Origin of the sequence: Mesorhizobium sp. B2-4-1, from assembly GCF_006442185.1 — a bacterium.
Lineage (GTDB): Bacteria > Pseudomonadota > Alphaproteobacteria > Rhizobiales > Rhizobiaceae > Mesorhizobium.
Genome location: NZ_VFVN01000003.1, coordinates 290,424 through 306,258 on the forward strand (window position 1 = coordinate 290,424; position 15,835 = coordinate 306,258).

Here is a 15,835-nt window from a genome sequence, read left to right on the forward strand (position 1 = left end):
GATGACCCACCGCATTCTGATCCTCGGCGGAACCACCGAAGCCCGGCAACTGGCTGGAAAACTGGCAGCCGGTCACTCGGTGACGCTGTCGCTGGCGGGCCGCACCGAAAGCCCGGTGACGCAGGGCGTGCCGGTACGCAGTGGAGGGTTTGGCGGCGCCGATGGTCTGGCCGCCTATCTCAAGGAGACAAGCATCGAGCTGCTGATCGACGCCACGCATCCCTACGCGGCGCGAATTTCCGCCAATGCGGCGCAGGCCGCGCGCATGGCTGGGGTGCCGATCGTCGCTCTGCGCCGTCCCGGCTGGGAGCCTGTCGAGGGCGATCGCTGGACGCAGGTCTATACGACAGGCGATGCCGTGCAGGCGCTTGGACCGGCGCCGCGCCGTGTATTCCTGGCTCTCGGCCGGCAGGAGGTCGCGGCTTTCGAAGCCGCGCCCCAGCACCACTATCTCATCCGCAGCGTCGATCCGGTCGAGCCGAAGCTGGCAGTGCCCGATGCCACCTATCTCCTGGCGCGCGGGCCGTTTCGCGAGGCGGAGGAACACACGCTGCTCCAGCGGCACGGCATCGACATCGTCGTATCCAAGAACAGCGGCGGCGCGGCGACTTATGGCAAGATCGCCGCGGCGCGGGCGCTTGGCCTCGACGTCGTCATGGTGCACAGGCCTGCGCTGCCGGAGATTCCTTCGGCTGCGACCGTTGATCAGCTTGCCGACATGGTCGATCATCTTGTCGAGCCTGCCGCGGAGCGCGGCGTGTAAACCAGCGCCGGCCTGTTACCGCGCCTGATGATCCGGGTTTCCGGCGAACCGATGATGATGCAGGTTGCCATATCCGCCTTGTCGGCATCGGCATCCGCCAGCAGGAACACCTCGATGCGCTCATCGGGCCGGCCTGCGGCACGGCCGAATATAACGGGCGTGGTGCCCGGCAGAATGGCCTTCAGACATTCGAAGGCGCGGCCAAGCTGCCAGGGGCGCGCCTTGCTGATGGGATTGTAAAGCGCGATGACGAAGCCGGCGCCGGCGGCCGCCAGCAGGCGCAGTTCGACCAAGTCCCATGGCTTCAGATTGTCGGACAGCGAGATGGCGCAGAAATCATGGCCGAGCGGTGCCCCGATGCGGGCAGCGACAGCGAGCATGGCGGTGACGCCAGGCACGATTGCGAGATCGATCGCGCGCCATTCGGAGGGGCCGGCTTCGATCGCCTCGCAGACGGCCGCCGCCATGGCGAAGACGCCTGGATCGCCCCCGGAGACGACGGCGACATTGTGACCTTCGGCCGCCTTCGCCAGCGCCTCGTTGGAGCGGGCAAGCTCTTCGCGATTGTCGGAGGCGATGCGGGTCTGGTCCGGGCGCAATTCCAGCCGGTCGAGATAGGGCTTGTAGCCGTAGAAGAAGCTTGCCTCGGCGACGGCGTGGCTCGCCTGCGGCGTCACCTGATCGGCGTTGCCAGGTCCGAGCCCGATGACAGTGAGGCGGCCGCTCATGCGCTACCCGCCGACGCGACAGGGCGTCCGGACCAGCCGGCAACGAGCACAATGGCGAAATAGGGCGCCTTGTCGTCCGGCTTGTCGGTGAGCCGCATCGAGACGCTGCCCGGCATGGTGCCGCGCTCGACATAGACGGCGCGTGTCAGCTTGCCGGTGGCCTCCAGCGCCCGCCGGATTTTGGGCAGGTTGCGGCCGACCTTCATGATGACGGCGGCATCGGTGTCGGCGAGGCGCCGGGTCAGTTCGAACTCGCTCATCGTGCCCGGCAGCACGGTCAGCACGTCGTCGCCCTGAACGATCGGCAGGCCGGTCGCCGACCAGCAGCCCGACATGGCGGTAACGCCGGGAATGACCTCGGTCGGAAAACGATGGGCGAGGCGCACATGCAGATGCATGTAGGAGCCATAGAAGAGCGGATCGCCTTCCGACAGCACGGCGACCATCCTACCGGCATCCAGATGACCGGCAACGGTCTCGGCGGACTCCTCGTAGAAGGCCGATATCTGCGCGCGGTAATCGTCGTGATCCTTGTCGATCTCCGTGGTCACGGGATAGAGCAACGGCAGCTCCAGCATGTCGGGCCGGAAGCGCGTCTCGACGATGGCGCGCGCATTGCTGTTGTTGCCGCGCTTGGCGAAATACGCCACCACATCGGCCTCGGCCAGCGCACGCGCGGCCTTCAGCGTCAACAGTTCCGGGTCGCCGGGACCGGTACCGACGCCGACCAGGCGGCCCCTCGATCCGGTTTTGGGGAGCGCGTTCACAGGCCGGGCCTCGCGAGAGAATTGAGGGCTGCCGCGGTCATGGCGCTGCCGCCAAGCCTGCCGCGCACGATTGCATAGGGTACGCCGTAGGAATTCTGCGCCAGCGCGTCCTTCGATTCGGCGGCACCGACGAAGCCCACCGGCATGCCGATGATGGCGGCCGGTTTCGGCGCACCGTCGCGCAGCTTCTCCAGAAGATAAAAGAGTGCGGTCGGCGCATTGCCGATGGCCACCACCGAACCGGCGATGCGCTCGCCCCACAGGTCGATCGCGGCGGCAGAACGTGTGTTGCCGATCGTCCTGGCGATTTCATGCGTGCGCGGGTCGCGCAAGGTGCAGATCACCTCGTTGCCGGCAGGCAGGCGGGCGCGGGTGACGCCGTGCGAGACCATTTCGGCGTCGCAGAAGATCGGCGCGCCGGCGGCAAGCGCGGCCCGTGCGGCGGAAACGAAATCGCTGGAGAAGACAAAATTCTTGGCGGCTTCCACTTGGCCGCAGGCATGGATCATGCGGACCGCGACATCGGCCTCTGCTTCGGAAAAGCGCGCGAGATCAGCCTCGGCGCGGATGATGGCAAAGGAGCGTTCGTAGATCGCCGTGCCGTCGTGGATGTAGTCGTAGGCGACCATTGTCATTCCTGTCGATAAGCCTCTGCGATGTCGGCCGGCCCCAGCCTCGTCAGGCAGGCGGCGGCGGTCTCGCCCTGATAGCGTGCGCTGCGGATTGCCGCCGCGACGCGGCCGATGCCGCGCGCGGCGTCATAGCCCGGCCTGTAACCGGCAGGAAGGGCCTTTGCCGTCGCGTTCACGACAAGTCCGGCTCCATTTTCGCCGCCGACCACGGTCAGCGCCGCTGGGCCGGGATGCGCGCAACCCTTGGCGCAGCCAGAAACATGCAAGGTGAAGTCAAGACTATCGGCGTTTTCGGTGGCGATCGCCTCGGCAATGTCGCGCGTGGCGATGCGACCCGAGGCGCAAGCCGGCGCGCCGGGACAAGCAGCGATGCGCGTGCGCGGGTCGGTGGGGGCGGTGACGAAGCCGAGGGTGGCGGCTGTTTGCTGGAGGGAAGGATTGGCGGCTGGTGGCTGGCCGAGGAAGAGCAGGGCGCGGCCCGGGGCGAGGCGGATTTCTGACGTCCCGAGGGTGAGAGCGCTTTGAGCGAGGGCGATGAGCCTTTCGGCGGGCATGCTGCCGTAGGGGAGACCGATGCCGAGGGCGCGGCCAGTGTTCAAGTCGAAAACGCCAATCGGCGAGCGAGGGTGCTCTACGGCGCCCCCCTCTGTCCTGCCGGACATCTCCCCCACAAGGGGGGAGATTGGCGGTTCGGGCGCCGGCTCTCCTTCTGCATCCCAGGAAATTGGCAAAGGCGAGCGTGAATGAGCAATCTCCCCCCTTGTGGGGGAGATGTCCGGCAGGACAGAGGGGGGCGCCGTAGAATGCCAACTTGCGAGAGACGCTATTTGCCTCTCCGATAAATCCCGTGTGTGCGCTTCGCGGCCTTTTTCAGCCACCATCCTAAGCGCTGCGACGGCTATGTCTCTAGCGGCATGCGCGTTGACCTTTGCCAACACTTTCGCATTCCGCCCGTCACCGGCAACCGACACCCGCCAGCGGATTCCCGCCTCGGTGCTCACCGCCTTCAGCCGCACGTCGGCCGTCACAGCATCCATCGTCAGTTGCCCGCCACCGTCGACAACGACCGAAACCTTCGGCCCGAGCCGCTGCGACAGCCCGGCGTCCTCGACCGCTTCCCTGATCCGATCAGCCAGCGGCCTGGGGTCGACGATCTCCTGCGGATCGATGCCGGCCAGTGGTCCGGTCTCCACTGGTACGCCAGTGCGGACCACAATGCCCAGCGCATCGACTTCCTTCGCCAGCAGGGTTGCACTTTGCGTGGTCAATCCGCGTATTTGCAAGCTGCCGCGCGCTGTCACTTCCATGATGCCGTTGCCGTGCCGCAGGGCGGATTCTGCCAGTCCGATCAGAAGCTTCGGCGACAATCCTCCGGCGACCGGGTTGAGCCGCACCAGCAGGCCGTCGCCGGTCTGCATCGGCGCCGAAAGGGCCGGGCAGGCGCCGCGGCGGGAGTAGGCGTTCATGCCGCCAACTCCCGTGCCTCGGCAATCAGTGCCGCGAGGTCGTCGTCGATCGAATTGCGCAAGGGATGCCAGAGGCCCCGCCGTCGCGCCGACAGGAGGCGTTCGGCAATGGCTTTTGCGGCGGCCGGGTTTTCGCGCAGGATGAAGGCGCGGACGTCCGCATCGCCGAGATAGGCATCGTGCACGGCCTCTATCAGCGCGCCCGGTATGGCCTGCGTGGTTTCGGCGAAGCCAACCAGCCGGTCGACGGTTTCGGCGAATTCCGAGGCGCCGCGCGGGCCGTGGCGCATCTGGCCCGCTATGAAGCGGGCGTTGACAGCGCGGGCGCGCACGACGCGCGTCACAGCCTCACTAAGTGAACGCGGCTTCGGCCTCTGCGGGTCCGTCGTGTCCAGCACGATAACGTCGGCATTCCTGCCAAGCGCTGCAAGGGCGGCCGAAAAGCCGCCGATAAAGGCGACATCGGCGGAGCCTTCGAGGATGTCGCGGCCGGGATCGTCGCCGGTGTGGACGAGAAGATCGGCCTCGGCGATGCGGTTCTCGAAAGCGCCGGGCGCGGCGATCCCTTCACCGCCGGCGCCGCCATAGGCATGCGATGTGGCATCGAGATAGGCGCGGCCGATTTCCTCGCGCGCCGCCCAGTCGCCGCTCGACAGGATTTCCTCGACGCCAGCGCCGTAAGTGCCAGGCGAGGTGCCAAAGATGCGCGGGCTGATCTTGCCCTCGGCGCGGGTCCTTGCGGCGAGCGGATTTTCCGAATCGTCCTCGTCGCGCGCGGCAACGGCGTTGGCAGCGGCATCGATCAGCGCGATCTGGGTCGGGAACATGTCGCGGAACAGGCCCGATATGCGCCAGGTGACGTCGACGCGCGGGTGGCCAAGCGCTGCCGGCGCCAACACCTCGATGCCGGTGACGCGGCCTGTGGCGGCATCCCATTGCGGGCGGCAGCCCATCAGCGAAAGCCCCTGCGCGATCTCCTCGCCGCCGGTGCGCAAAGACGCCGAACCCCAGAGGTCGATGATCAGCGAGCGCGGCCAGTCGCCATGCGATTGCATATAGGCGCGCACCACTTCCTCGGCGGCAGCCTTGCCGATGTCGTAAGCCGTCGGCGTCGGCATGGCGCGCGGGTCCGATGTGAACAGGTTGCGGCCGGTGGGCAGAACGTCGGAACGCCCGCGCGCGGGCGCGCCGGCCGGGCCCGCGGTGACATGACGACCGTCGAGCGCGGCAAGAAGGGCGGCCTTTTCGGCCTCGGCGCTTTGCCGGCGCATAAGGTCGGGCTCTTCGTCGGGCGCGCGGCCGTAGACATGCAGCCCATCCTTGATAGCGAAATCCTTCAGGTCGCAGAGCCAGGCATCGATGCGGCGCAGGGCCTCGTCCGGCGCGTCGGTGCGGGCAACGCCGGCCTCCGCGGCGAGGCCCGTCGTCTGCGCGGTTTCGACGATCAGACTGGCCAGACGGTCGCGGCGGCGGCGGTCGAGACCGTCAGCCTGGGCGTATTCGTCGACCAGCCGTTCGAGCCTGTGCTGGTTCTCGTCCAATCCGGCGCCGGTCAGCGGCGGCGGCAGATGGCCGAGCGTGACGGCGGCGATCCGCCGCTTCGCCTGCGCCGCCTCGCCGGGATTGGAGACGATAAAGGGATAGATGACGGGCAGGGGACCGGTGACGATCTCGGGGAAGCAGCTTTGCGAAAGCGCAACCGTCTTGCCCGGCAGCCATTCCAGCGTGCCATGCGCGCCAACATGGATGAGCGCATGGACGCCGAGCAATTTGCGCAGCCACAGGCCGAAGGCGAGCAATGCATGGCGCGGCGGCAGCGTCGGGTCGTGATAGTCGGCGCGGCGGTCGGCCGAGCGGCCGCGGTCTGGAGCCAGCGCCACGGTGATGTTGCCGAAGGTCGCGGCGCGGAAGGGGAAGTGTTTTTCGCTTGATGGCGAAGGTTTGCGCGAGGCGCCCCCCTCTGTCCTGCCGGACATCTCCCCCTCAAGGGGGGAGATTGGCGGCAGGACAGAGGGGGGTGGCTCGCGCAAACCTGTCTCGCCTTCGGCTTTGCCCCAAGCTGCTTCTACGGCAGCAATTGCTGCGCCCGGCAATTCCGTTGAGAAGGCAAGGTATTCATCCAACTCCAACCCAGCCTTGCTGCGCTCCAGCGCATCCAGCAACGCACGCGACGTTTGGGGAATTCCCTCAACCGCATAGCCCTGTTCCTGGAGGTCGTGCAGCATCGCCAGCACGCTCGATGGCACATCCAACCCGACCGCATAGCCGGTGCGGCCGGGAGCGCTTGGGTAATCGGGGATCAGGATAGCGACCTTGCGCTCGGCGCGCGGCGTTTCCCGAAGGCTGATGAAGGCCGCGACCCGGTCCGCCACCTGTTCGACGCGATCGGGCTCCGGCCGGTTGGCAAAGGCGCGGTGGCCGAGCGCCGGGTCGGTCTCGCTTTCGCCCTTGAACGAAACGGCGCCGGCGAGGATGCGGCCGTCCAGTTCGGGCAGAACGACATGCATGGCGAGGTCGGCGGGCGCCAGCCCGCGCTGGTTCTTCTCCCATACGTCGCGGCGGGTGGTGGCGACGATGACCTGGAAGACGGGAACGCCGGCGCGGTCGAACAGGGTTTCGACGCCGGGTTCGGCGCCGGACGCGAAAGCGGTCGCGGTGATGATGGCGGCGGGCTTGAGCTGGGCAATCGCGGTTTCAACAAAAGCCAGAGATTCCGGGTCTTTCAGGCTGGAGACGAAGATGGGGACGGGGAGCATGTCGCGCTGCCGTAGCGCCTCGAAAAGCGCGTCGATCGGCGCGACATCGGCGGCGAGCAGCATCGAGCGGTAGAAGAGGACGGGAATCACGGGTGGGTTGACGTTGCCGGCGTCGAGTTCCGTCACACCCCCCTCTGTCCTACCGGACATCTCCCCCGCAAGGGGGGAGATTGCTCTTTCATCGACGATTTCGCCTATCGCGGATGGTCGAGATAAATCCCTGTCCAAGGGGACAGAAGAGGAGCCGGCCTTGATGACAGCCGATCTCCCCCCTTGCGGAGGAGATGTCCTGCCGGACAGAGGGGGGTGTGAAGGATCGTCAACATTCGATAAGTCCGGCTTCTCCACGACTCCGCGCCCCGGCTCATAAAACCCGGCTTTCGGCACGCTAACCGGTTCGGCAAATTCGGCATCAGACCCCGCCAACCGCGCCAGCCTGCGCACCAGCGCGCTCATATTGGCCGGGCCGCCCTGGCGGAAATAATTGAGCAGCCCGTCCAGTTCCTCGCGCGGCAGCGTCGAGGCTTCGATCAGCCTGATATCCTCGTCGTGGCTTTCACCGGGAAGCAGTGCCAGCTTTATGCCGCGCTCACGGGCAACCACGGCCAACTGGTCGCAGCCGTAGCGCCACCACTCGTAACCGCCGAGAATACGCACCAGAATGACTTTGGCGTTACGGGCGACGCTGTCGATCCAGAGGTCGACGGACATGGGGTGGCGCAGGTCGCGCAGCGCGGCCAGCCGCATCGTGGGCAGCCGATCGGCGTCGCCTTTCCAAGCCGCTGCCAGTCCGGCCAGGTCGCTGTCCGTGAAGGACAGCGCCACCATCTCCGCCGGCGTCTGCCGCAGATCGACCGGCTCGGCGAGATCGTCGAGCGAGGCGGATGTGGTGGTGAGGATGTGCATCGCGGTCGGTGTTGCCTCAGCCGGCGAGGATATGCTCGATCGCCGGGCGGTTCAGCCCCTTGAGGCCGATGACGACCAGGCGCGAGCGGCGGTCGTCGTCAGCCGTCCAGGCGCGGTCGTAGTAATGATTGACGCGCGGACCAACGGCCTGGAGCAAAAGCCGCATCGGCTTGCCGCCGACCTCGACGAAGCCTTTCACCCGCAGCACGTTCTCCTGTTCGGCGGCGGTGGCGACGCGCTTTGCCAGGTCGTCCGGGTTGGCGATCGAGGGGATGTCGACGATGAACGTATCGAAGTCGTCGTGCTCGTGGTCGAAGGCGCCGTCATGATGGGACTTGCGGTTCTCGATGTCGTCCTCGACGGCGAGGCCTAGCCCGAGCAGCACGGACGGATCGACCTTGCCATGAGCCGTCGGCACGACCTTCACGGCGCGGGCGGAGTGTTCGCCAATGATGGCGTTGGCGCGAGCCGAACCTGCGGCATCCATCAGGTCGCTCTTCGACAGGATGATGAGGTCGGCGCAGGCGATCTGGTCCTCGAACACCTCCTCGACGGGGTCGTCATGGTCCAGTGTCTGGTCCTGCGCGCGTTGCGCCTGCAGGGCGTCCATGTCGTTGGCGACGCGCCCCTCGGCGAGTGCCGGACCGTCGACCACGGCGATCACGCCGTCGACTGTCACCCGGCTCTTCACCGTCGGCCACTGGAAGGCCTGGACCAGCGGCTTGGGCAGAGCCAAACCTGAGGTTTCGATCAGGATGTGGTCGACTTTCGGCGTCAGCGACAGGATCTGGTCGAGCGCCGGGACGAAATCGTCGGCGACGGTGCAGCAGATGCAGCCATTGGCCAGTTCGACGATGTTTTCCTCCGGGCAGGTGTCGATGCCGCAGCCCTTGAGTATCTCGCCGTCGATGCCGATGTCGCCGAATTCGTTGACGATGATGGCGATACGCTTGCCGCCCGCGTTTTCCAGGAGATGGCGGACCAGCGTGGTCTTGCCGGCACCCAGGAAGCCGGTGACGACGGTACAGGGGACGCGGGAGAGAGTGGCGGCGGAAACTGCGGCGGTCATGATCAGTCCTTCAGCATGTCGAGGGGAGGAATGCGGGCGACGAGGCCGCGCTTGAGGGAATCCGGACGGCCGCGCCACGGAATGAGGCCGTTGGTCGAAGCGGCGAAGAGTTTCGCGCCGGTGACGAGATCGGCGCCGCTGGCGATGTTCAGGTCGCCGAAGACATAACTCCAGCAGCCGTCGCGAAGAATCGCGGCACTGAGACGGCGCTTGCAGTTGCCGAGGCATTCGACGGTGCGGACACGGACATTGTCGGCCGTTGCGGCTTGGCGCGTATCTTGAGCCAAAACTTCGCCGGCGCGGGGATGGGCATCGGAACCGGTCTCGTCGCGGCAGGAAGCGCAGATGATGACAGTGACGCCGGCCAAGGCGTCGCTATCGCCAGACAAGTCGCTATCGCCAGACAAAATGTCCGCTGTTTCAGCCGGGAAACTGCTGTCGCGTTCCAAATCGGGCTCCTTGCCCGGAAAACCCGCCGGGCGATCGGATTCTTATGTCTCAGACGGCAGGTCTCCTGGCTCGCGGGTCATCGCCTTCGTGCCGCCTTCCCGGGACCGTCCCAGTGGTTTTCGGCCTTGGCTCGTCGCTTACAGTTGCGGGGACAGCCGCGGATTTGAAATCGAGATTTCGCACCGCATTCCCTCTTGGCTCCTCCCTTTGCCGAGAGGAGACCGTCTGGAATGGATTTAGGCTCTTGCAGGCGGCGGTGTCAACGCGCGTCTACGACACGGCAATGTCGGCGAGCGGCTGCCCAAGGTCGCCGGCGGGCGTAACCTCGATCCGTTCGAGGCCGAGCCAGCCCTGCATCTGCGTCAATTCCTGGAAGAGTTGCGCGGCGGTTTCAGGCGGCGCGCCGGGCTCGGCATAGGCCGCGTGGACGCGTAGCACGCTGGCCGGCCGGTCGGCCTTGAGGTCGACGCGCGCCACGATCCTGTCGCCGAGCAGGAACGGCAGGACGTAATAGCCGTATTGCCGTTTTTCGGCAGGGGTGTAGATTTCTATGCGGTAGTGGAAATCGAACAGCCGCTCCGTGCGCGAGCGCTCGAAAACGACCGGATCGAACGGCGCCAGCAAGGCGCGGGCCTCGATTTTTCGTGGAATACGGGCCTCCTTATGGAGGTAAGCCGGTTTGTTCCAGCCCTCGACACGCACCGGCACCAGCTCGCCTGTTTCAACCAGCTCCTCCAGCCGGCCCTTCATGTCGGCCGGCGACAGGCGGAAATAGTCGCGCAGGTCGCTTGCTGTCGCGACGCCATGAGCGCGGGCGGATATCCGCAGCAATTCCCGATGCGCGTCCTCGGCTGACGGCACCGGCAGATCGAGGATCGCCTGCGGCAGCACGCGCTCGGGCAGATCGTAGAAGCGTTCGAAGCCACGGCGGTGCGCGGTGGTGATGCGTCCTGCCCAGAACAGCCATTCGAAGGCATGCTTGGCGTGGCTCCAGCCCCACCAGCCGCCGGATCCTTTCTGGCCTTCGAGCGCGGAAGCGGCGATCGGGCCGCGCTCCGCGACCTCGCGGTAGATCTCTTCTATATAGGCGGCGTGCTCACGGCCCCATTTGGCCAGGCCCAGATACATTTCATCGCCACGCTCGGCGCGCTGCATGCGCCAACGCATCAACGGATAGGTCTCGACCGGCAGGAAGGAAGCCTCGTGCGCCCAGTATTCGAAAACCGTGCGCTTGCGCGTGACGGCGGCGTTGTCGAGCAAGGCGAACGGGTAGGGACCAAGGCGCGAATAGAGCGGCATGTAATGAGCGCGCACCACCGCGCTGACGGAATCGATCTGCAGCAGGCCGGTACGCGAGAGCACGCGGGCGAAGTGGCGTCGGTCGGGCGTGCCGGCGGGGCGGGGATCAGTGAACCCTTGGGCGGCGAGCGCGATACGCCGGGCCGTGGCAAGCGAGATCTTTTCCTTCATTCGGATGCGACTCTGATGGCTTGTTGAGCGTCGTTCGGACAGTTGATTCCGGCCATGCTAGCAGGGTTTTGGCGGCAACTCTGTCAGGAGAGAAAAGTGGAGTAAAAAGCGAAGGAAATCAGACAGGAGCGGATCGGACCAGTTTCTTCCCTTATGCCGTCCAGGCCAGTGTTTTGAACAAGGTTTGACTTGCTTCGCCGGAAGCGCTGCGCTAACCCTCGCCGCGTTGCAGCAAAGGCCCCTTAAAACGGTTCAGCGGTTAAACTGTCACGCTTCCGAAATGGGGTCTGGTGCTGTAATCAAAATGGATTGGCGCCAACGGAAAGCCGCAGCATGAACGCACTTCTCAGTTCGTACCTGCCCATCGTCCTGTTTATCGCAGTGGCGGCGGCTGTCGGCGTCGCGCTTATCGTGGCGCCGTTCCTGGTGGCCTACCGCAATCCCGACCCGGAAAAGCTTTCCGCCTACGAATGCGGGTTCAACTCGTTCGATGACGCCCGTATGAAGTTCGACATCCGCTTCTACCTGGTGTCGATCCTGTTCATCATCTTCGACCTGGAAGTGGCCTTCCTGTTTCCGTGGGCGGTGTCGTTCTCGAAAATCGGCATGCTCGGTTTCTGGTCGATGATGGTGTTTTTGGCGGTGCTGACCATCGGCTTTGCCTATGAATGGAAAAAAGGAGCGCTCGAATGGGATTGAGCGACAGTTCCGGCACGCTCGTCGCGCCGAAGCCCAAGGGTCTGATCGATCCCAATACCGGCAGGCCGGTTGGGTCCGATGATCCGTTCTTCCTCGAAATCAACAACGAACTCGCCGACAAGGGCTTTCTCGTCACCTCGACCGAGGCGCTGATCACCTGGGCGCGCAGCGGCTCGCTGATGTTCATGACCTTCGGCCTCGCCTGCTGCGCCGTCGAGATGATCCACACCTCGATGCCGCGTTACGATTCGGAGCGGTTCGGTGTTGCTCCTCGCGCGTCTCCGCGCCAGTCCGACATCATGATCGTTGCCGGCACGCTGACCAACAAGATGGCCCCGGCGCTGCGCAAGGTGTACGACCAGATGCCGGAGCCGCGCTACGTCATCTCGATGGGCTCCTGCGCCAATGGCGGCGGCTATTACCACTATTCCTATTCGGTGGTGCGCGGCTGCGACCGCATCGTGCCGGTCGACATCTATGTGCCCGGCTGTCCGCCGAGCGCCGAAGCGCTGCTCTATGGCATTCTTCTGCTGCAGAAGAAGATCCGCCGCACCGGCACGATCGAACGGTAAATCCATGGCCGCATCCCTGAGCGAACTGTCGACCTATCTCGGCGAAAAATTGATTGGCCGCGTCAATGAAGCAGTGTTCGCCTATGGCGAACTCACCATCCATGTCGAACCGCGCGATCTGATCGAAGTGGTGACTTTCCTGCGTGACGATCCGCGCTGCCAATTCATCTCGGTCATCGATGTCTGCGGCGCCGATTATCCGTCGCGGGCCAAGCGCTTCGACGTCGTCTATCACCTGTTGTCGCCGAAGCAGAACGTGCGTATCCGCATCAAGGTGCAGGCCGACGAGGAGACGATGGTGCCGTCGATCACCGGCGTCTATCCCGGCGCCGACTGGTTCGAGCGCGAGACCTACGATCTCTATGGCGTGCTGTTTTCGGGTCACCCCGATCTGCGGCGCATTCTCACCGATTACGGTTTCGACGGTCACCCGCTGCGCAAGGATTTCCCGCTGACCGGCTTCGTCGAGGTGCGTTACGACGACGAAGCCAAGCGCGTCATCTACGAGCCGGTGGAACTGAAGCAGGAATTCCGCAATTTCGATTTTCTGTCCCCATGGGAAGGCACCGATTACGTGCTGCCAGGGGATGAGAAGGCGAAACAGTGAATAGGGAAGTAGTCAGTAGTCAGTAGGGGAAGAATGGAGCAACGGATCGAATCCTATCGGGACTTGAAGGTGTGGCAATCAGCGATGACGCTTGCTGAAGACTGCTACCGTTACACCAAGGAATTTCCGAAGGAAGAGATCTACGGCATGACCTCTCAGATGCGCCGATCGGCGGTTTCGATCGCAGCGAACGTCGCAGAGGGATACGGTCGGGAAAACAGAGGGTCGTTCGTTCAATTTTTGCGCATGGCGCAAGGCTCGTTGAAGGAACTGGAAACACACATACTGTTGGCGTGCCGGGTGGGCTTGCTGCGAAAAGACAATGAGATTGAACTGCTGCTGCGATGCGAAGAGATTGGAAAAATGACGAGATCTCTTATCCGAACAGTGCAGGCCAAGCAGGCGGAATGAAGCAGGCATTGAGATTGATGATCACTACTCACTACTCACTACTGACTCTTCGCCAGAGGCGCCAGAATGGCTGAAACCTCCGTCCGCAATTTTAACATCAACTTCGGACCGCAACACCCTGCCGCGCATGGTGTTTTGAGATTGGTTCTGGAGTTGGACGGCGAAGTGGTCGATCGTGTCGATCCGCATATCGGGCTCTTGCATCGCGGCACCGAAAAGCTGATCGAGCACAAAACCTACCTGCAGGCAGTGCCTTATCTCGACCGGCTCGACTATTGCGCGCCGATGAACCAGGAGCATGCCTTCGCACTGGCCGCCGAGCGCCTGCTCGGCATCGAGGTGCCGAAGCGCGGTCAGCTGATCCGCGTGCTCTACTGCGAGATCGGCCGCATCATGTCGCACATCCTCAATGTGACGACGCAGGCGCTGGACGTCGGCGCGCTGACGCCGCCTCTGTGGGGCTTCGTCGAGCGCGAAAAGCTGATGGTGTTCTATGAGCGCGCCTCGGGTTCGCGCATGCATGCCGCCTATTTCCGTCCGGGCGGCGTTCACCAGGACCTGCCGCAGAAGCTGCTCGAGGACATCGGCAAGTGGATCGATCCGTTCCTGAAGTCGATCGACGACCTCGATCAGTTGCTGACCGGCAATCGCATCTTCAAGCAGCGCAATGTCGATATCGGCACGGTTTCGCTGGCCGACGCCTGGGCCTGGGGCTTTTCCGGCGTCATGGTGCGTGGCTCGGGCGCTGCCTGGGACCTGCGCAGATCGCAGCCCTATGAATGCTATTCGGAGCTCGATTTCGATATTCCGATCGGCAAGAACGGCGACTGTTTCGACCGTTACCTCGTGCGCATGGAAGAGATGCGCCAGTCGGCGAAGATCATGCGCCAGTGCATCGATCTCCTGCTCGGCAAGGAAAGCGCCGGGCCGGTGTCGAACCTCGACGGCAAGGTCGTGCCGCCAAAGCGCCAGGCGATGAAGCGCTCGATGGAAGCGCTGATCCACCACTTCAAGCTCTACACCGAGGGCTACCGCGTGCCGGCCGGCGAGGTCTATGCGGCGGTCGAGGCGCCCAAGGGCGAGTTCGGCGTCTATCTGGTCTCCGACGGCACCAACAAGCCTTATCGCTGCAAGCTGCGCGCGCCCGGTTTCGCGCATCTCCAGGCCATGGATTTCCTGTGCCGCGGTCACATGCTGGCCGACGTCACCGCCGTCCTCGGCTCCCTCGACATCGTGTTTGGTGAGGTCGATCGCTAAATGTCAGTCCGTCGTCTCGCAGAAGCCAGCGTCCAGCCAGCATCCTTCGCCTTCAACCGGGCGAACGCGGCCGCGGCCAAGCAATGGATCAAGAAGTACCCGAAGGGCCGGGAACAGTCTGCGATCATTCCACTGCTGATGCTGGCGCAGGAGCAGGAAGGCTGGGTCACCAAGGCGGCGATCGAGACGATTTCGGACATGCTCGGCATGCCGCGCATCCGCGGGCTCGAGGTCGCGACCTTCTACACGCAGTACCAGCTGAATCCTGTCGGCACGCGGGCGCACATCCAGGTTTGCGGCACCACGCCCTGCATGCTGCGCGGCTCGGAAGCGCTGATGGACGTGTGCCGCTCCAAGATCCACCATGACCAGTTCCACACCAACGACAAGGGAACGCTGTCGTGGGAAGAGGTCGAATGCCTCGGCGCCTGCGTCAACGCGCCGATGGTCATGATCTTCAAGGACACGTTCGAAGACCTGACGCCGGAACGGCTGGCCGAAATCATTGATCTCTACGATGCGGGCAAGGGGGCCTCGGTGACGCCGGGGCCGCAGAACGGCCGCACCGGCTCGGAGCCGGCCGCCGGCCTCACGACGCTGAAAAGCGAGAAGGCGATCCTCAAGTCGACCCGTGACAGGGAGGCCAGGGAAGCCGCCAAGGCCGCCAAGGCGGCACCCGACGCGATCATCGCGGCGCCGGTGCCAACGCCGGCCGCCACCCCTGTCGCGCCGTCCAATGCCAGCAAGCCGAAAACCGATGCGGCTGAAACCAGCCCGGCGCTGAAAACGCCGTCGCCGGCCAAGGTCGCGTCGGCAACGGAAAAAGCGGCGAGCGTCGCGGCTCCCCGCCACTCGGCGACAAACGCCAACAAGGCGGCGCCCGAGGTCGAGAAAGTTTTGAAGCCGCGCAGCGGCCCCCTGAACAAGGCTGAGCCGGCTTCCGCGTTCAAGTCGCCGGAAACCAAGCTTCCCGCCAAAGCGGCCAAGCCTTCGTTGGAAGACAAGAACCGGCCGGCCGGCATCGCCAGGCCGGCGCTGGTCGACGATCTCAAGCTGATCTCCGGCGTCGGCCCGAGGACCGAGAGCATCCTGCATTCGCTCGGCATCTTCACCTTCGCCCAGGTTGCGTCTTGGAAGAAGGCCGAACGGGAGTGGGTGGACAGCTATCTCTCCTTCCGCGGCCGCATCGAGCGAGACGACTGGGTCAAGCAGGCCAAGGCGCTCGCCAAGGGCGGCGTCGCCGAATATATCCGCGTCTTCGGCAAGAAGCCGGTCTGAGGGA

Annotated in this window: 14 protein-coding genes, 1 pseudogene and 1 riboswitch; of the genes and pseudogenes, 7 read left to right on the forward strand and 8 right to left on the reverse strand. The window is 64.7% G+C overall.

Translation table 11 applies throughout. From position 1 onward, the window contains the following. Position 1: 1 nt before the first annotated feature. The gene (locus FJ949_RS09965; protein WP_140495566.1) at positions 2-763 is read left to right on the forward strand and encodes a cobalt-precorrin-6A reductase; all 762 of its coding nucleotides are present in this window, start codon (positions 2-4) and stop codon (positions 761-763) included. Here FJ949_RS09965 and FJ949_RS09970 read toward each other — a convergent pair. The 8 genes and pseudogenes from FJ949_RS09970 to FJ949_RS10005 all read right to left on the reverse strand — a co-directional run bounded on the left by FJ949_RS09970 (position 727) and on the right by FJ949_RS10005 (position 11,007). Then, complete coding sequence (locus tag FJ949_RS09970) at positions 727-1,491, reverse strand: precorrin-3B C(17)-methyltransferase (RefSeq protein WP_140495567.1); 765 nt, start codon at positions 1,489-1,491, stop codon at positions 727-729. The two genes, FJ949_RS09965 and FJ949_RS09970, sit on opposite strands and share 37 nt — an antisense overlap. Continuing rightward, on the reverse strand, positions 1,488-2,258 hold the full coding sequence (locus FJ949_RS09975) for a precorrin-2 C(20)-methyltransferase (protein ID WP_140495568.1): 771 nt from the start codon (positions 2,256-2,258) through the stop codon (positions 1,488-1,490). The genes FJ949_RS09970 and FJ949_RS09975 overlap by 4 nt, the downstream gene beginning before the upstream one ends. Further along, on the reverse strand, positions 2,255-2,887 hold the full coding sequence (locus FJ949_RS09980; protein ID WP_140495569.1) for a precorrin-8X methylmutase: 633 nt from the start codon (positions 2,885-2,887) through the stop codon (positions 2,255-2,257). The genes FJ949_RS09975 and FJ949_RS09980 overlap by 4 nt, the downstream gene beginning before the upstream one ends. Then, a pseudogene (gene cobG / locus FJ949_RS09985) lies at positions 2,811-4,356 on the reverse strand (precorrin-3B synthase). The gene FJ949_RS09980 and the pseudogene cobG overlap by 77 nt, the downstream one beginning before the upstream one ends. Then, entirely contained in the window at positions 4,353-8,018 is a 3,666-nt protein-coding gene (gene cobN, locus FJ949_RS09990; RefSeq protein WP_140495571.1) for a cobaltochelatase subunit CobN, read from the reverse strand. The pseudogene cobG and the gene cobN overlap by 4 nt, the downstream one beginning before the upstream one ends. A gap of 16 nt (positions 8,019-8,034) precedes the next feature. After that, positions 8,035-9,087 carry a cobalamin biosynthesis protein CobW gene (gene cobW, locus FJ949_RS09995; RefSeq protein WP_140495572.1) on the reverse strand — a complete coding sequence of 351 codons (1,053 nt, stop codon included), beginning with the start codon at positions 9,085-9,087 and terminating at the stop codon, positions 8,035-8,037. Positions 9,088-9,089: 2 nt separating this feature from the next. Beyond that, the gene (locus FJ949_RS10000; protein WP_140495573.1) at positions 9,090-9,536 is read right to left on the reverse strand and encodes a DUF1636 family protein; all 447 of its coding nucleotides are present in this window, start codon (positions 9,534-9,536) and stop codon (positions 9,090-9,092) included. Positions 9,537-9,573: 37 nt separating this feature from the next. Next, a riboswitch (cobalamin riboswitch) is annotated at positions 9,574-9,778 on the reverse strand. 29 nt (positions 9,779-9,807) lie between these two features. Further along, complete coding sequence (locus FJ949_RS10005) at positions 9,808-11,007, reverse strand: winged helix-turn-helix domain-containing protein (protein ID WP_140495574.1); 1,200 nt, start codon at positions 11,005-11,007, stop codon at positions 9,808-9,810. A gap of 333 nt (positions 11,008-11,340) precedes the next feature. Here FJ949_RS10005 and FJ949_RS10010 point away from each other — a divergent pair, with 333 nt between their 5' ends. From FJ949_RS10010 to FJ949_RS10035, 6 genes are all read left to right on the forward strand, one after another. After that, positions 11,341-11,706, forward strand: coding sequence for an NADH-quinone oxidoreductase subunit A (locus tag FJ949_RS10010; protein WP_140495575.1), 366 nt, complete (start codon positions 11,341-11,343; stop codon positions 11,704-11,706). After that, positions 11,697-12,278, forward strand: a complete 582-nt coding sequence (locus FJ949_RS10015; protein WP_140495576.1) for an NADH-quinone oxidoreductase subunit B — start codon at positions 11,697-11,699, stop codon at positions 12,276-12,278. Before FJ949_RS10010 ends, FJ949_RS10015 begins: the two co-directional genes overlap by 10 nt. Before the next feature lie 4 nt (positions 12,279-12,282). After that, positions 12,283-12,885 (forward strand): NADH-quinone oxidoreductase subunit C, encoded by a 603-nt coding sequence (locus FJ949_RS10020; RefSeq protein ID WP_140495577.1) that lies wholly within the window; start codon positions 12,283-12,285, stop codon positions 12,883-12,885. A 33-nt stretch (positions 12,886-12,918) separates the two neighbouring features. Beyond that, entirely contained in the window at positions 12,919-13,296 is a 378-nt protein-coding gene (locus tag FJ949_RS10025) for a four helix bundle protein (protein ID WP_032919635.1), read from the forward strand. Between the two features lie 66 nt (positions 13,297-13,362). Then, positions 13,363-14,553 carry an NADH-quinone oxidoreductase subunit D gene (locus tag FJ949_RS10030; RefSeq protein ID WP_140495578.1) on the forward strand — a complete coding sequence of 397 codons (1,191 nt, stop codon included), beginning with the start codon at positions 13,363-13,365 and terminating at the stop codon, positions 14,551-14,553. Then, a complete protein-coding gene (locus FJ949_RS10035) occupies positions 14,554-15,831 on the forward strand; it encodes an NADH-quinone oxidoreductase subunit E (protein WP_140495579.1) in 1,278 nt (425 codons plus the stop codon). It begins immediately after the preceding gene. Positions 15,832-15,835 lie beyond the last annotated feature (4 nt).

Bases quoted from the DNA above. Each gene is read 5' to 3' on its own strand.
- FJ949_RS09965 (WP_140495566.1), top strand. From the start codon at position 2: ATGACCCACCGCATTCTGATCCTCGGCGGAACCACCGAAGCCCGGCAA.
- FJ949_RS09970 (WP_140495567.1), bottom strand. From the start codon at position 1,491: ATGAGCGGCCGCCTCACTGTCATCGGGCTCGGACCTGGCAACGCCGAT.
- FJ949_RS09980 (WP_140495569.1), bottom strand. From the start codon at position 2,887: ATGGTCGCCTACGACTACATCCACGACGGCACGGCGATCTACGAACGC.
- cobN (WP_140495571.1), bottom strand. From the start codon at position 8,018: ATGCACATCCTCACCACCACATCCGCCTCGCTCGACGATCTCGCCGAG.
- cobW (WP_140495572.1), bottom strand. From the start codon at position 9,087: ATGACCGCCGCAGTTTCCGCCGCCACTCTCTCCCGCGTCCCCTGTACC.
- FJ949_RS10005 (WP_140495574.1), bottom strand. From the start codon at position 11,007: ATGAAGGAAAAGATCTCGCTTGCCACGGCCCGGCGTATCGCGCTCGCC.
- FJ949_RS10010 (WP_140495575.1), top strand. From the start codon at position 11,341: ATGAACGCACTTCTCAGTTCGTACCTGCCCATCGTCCTGTTTATCGCA.
- FJ949_RS10015 (WP_140495576.1), top strand. From the start codon at position 11,697: ATGGGATTGAGCGACAGTTCCGGCACGCTCGTCGCGCCGAAGCCCAAG.
- FJ949_RS10020 (WP_140495577.1), top strand. From the start codon at position 12,283: ATGGCCGCATCCCTGAGCGAACTGTCGACCTATCTCGGCGAAAAATTG.
- FJ949_RS10025 (WP_032919635.1), top strand. From the start codon at position 12,919: ATGGAGCAACGGATCGAATCCTATCGGGACTTGAAGGTGTGGCAATCA.
- FJ949_RS10030 (WP_140495578.1), top strand. From the start codon at position 13,363: ATGGCTGAAACCTCCGTCCGCAATTTTAACATCAACTTCGGACCGCAA.
- FJ949_RS10035 (WP_140495579.1), top strand. From the start codon at position 14,554: ATGTCAGTCCGTCGTCTCGCAGAAGCCAGCGTCCAGCCAGCATCCTTC.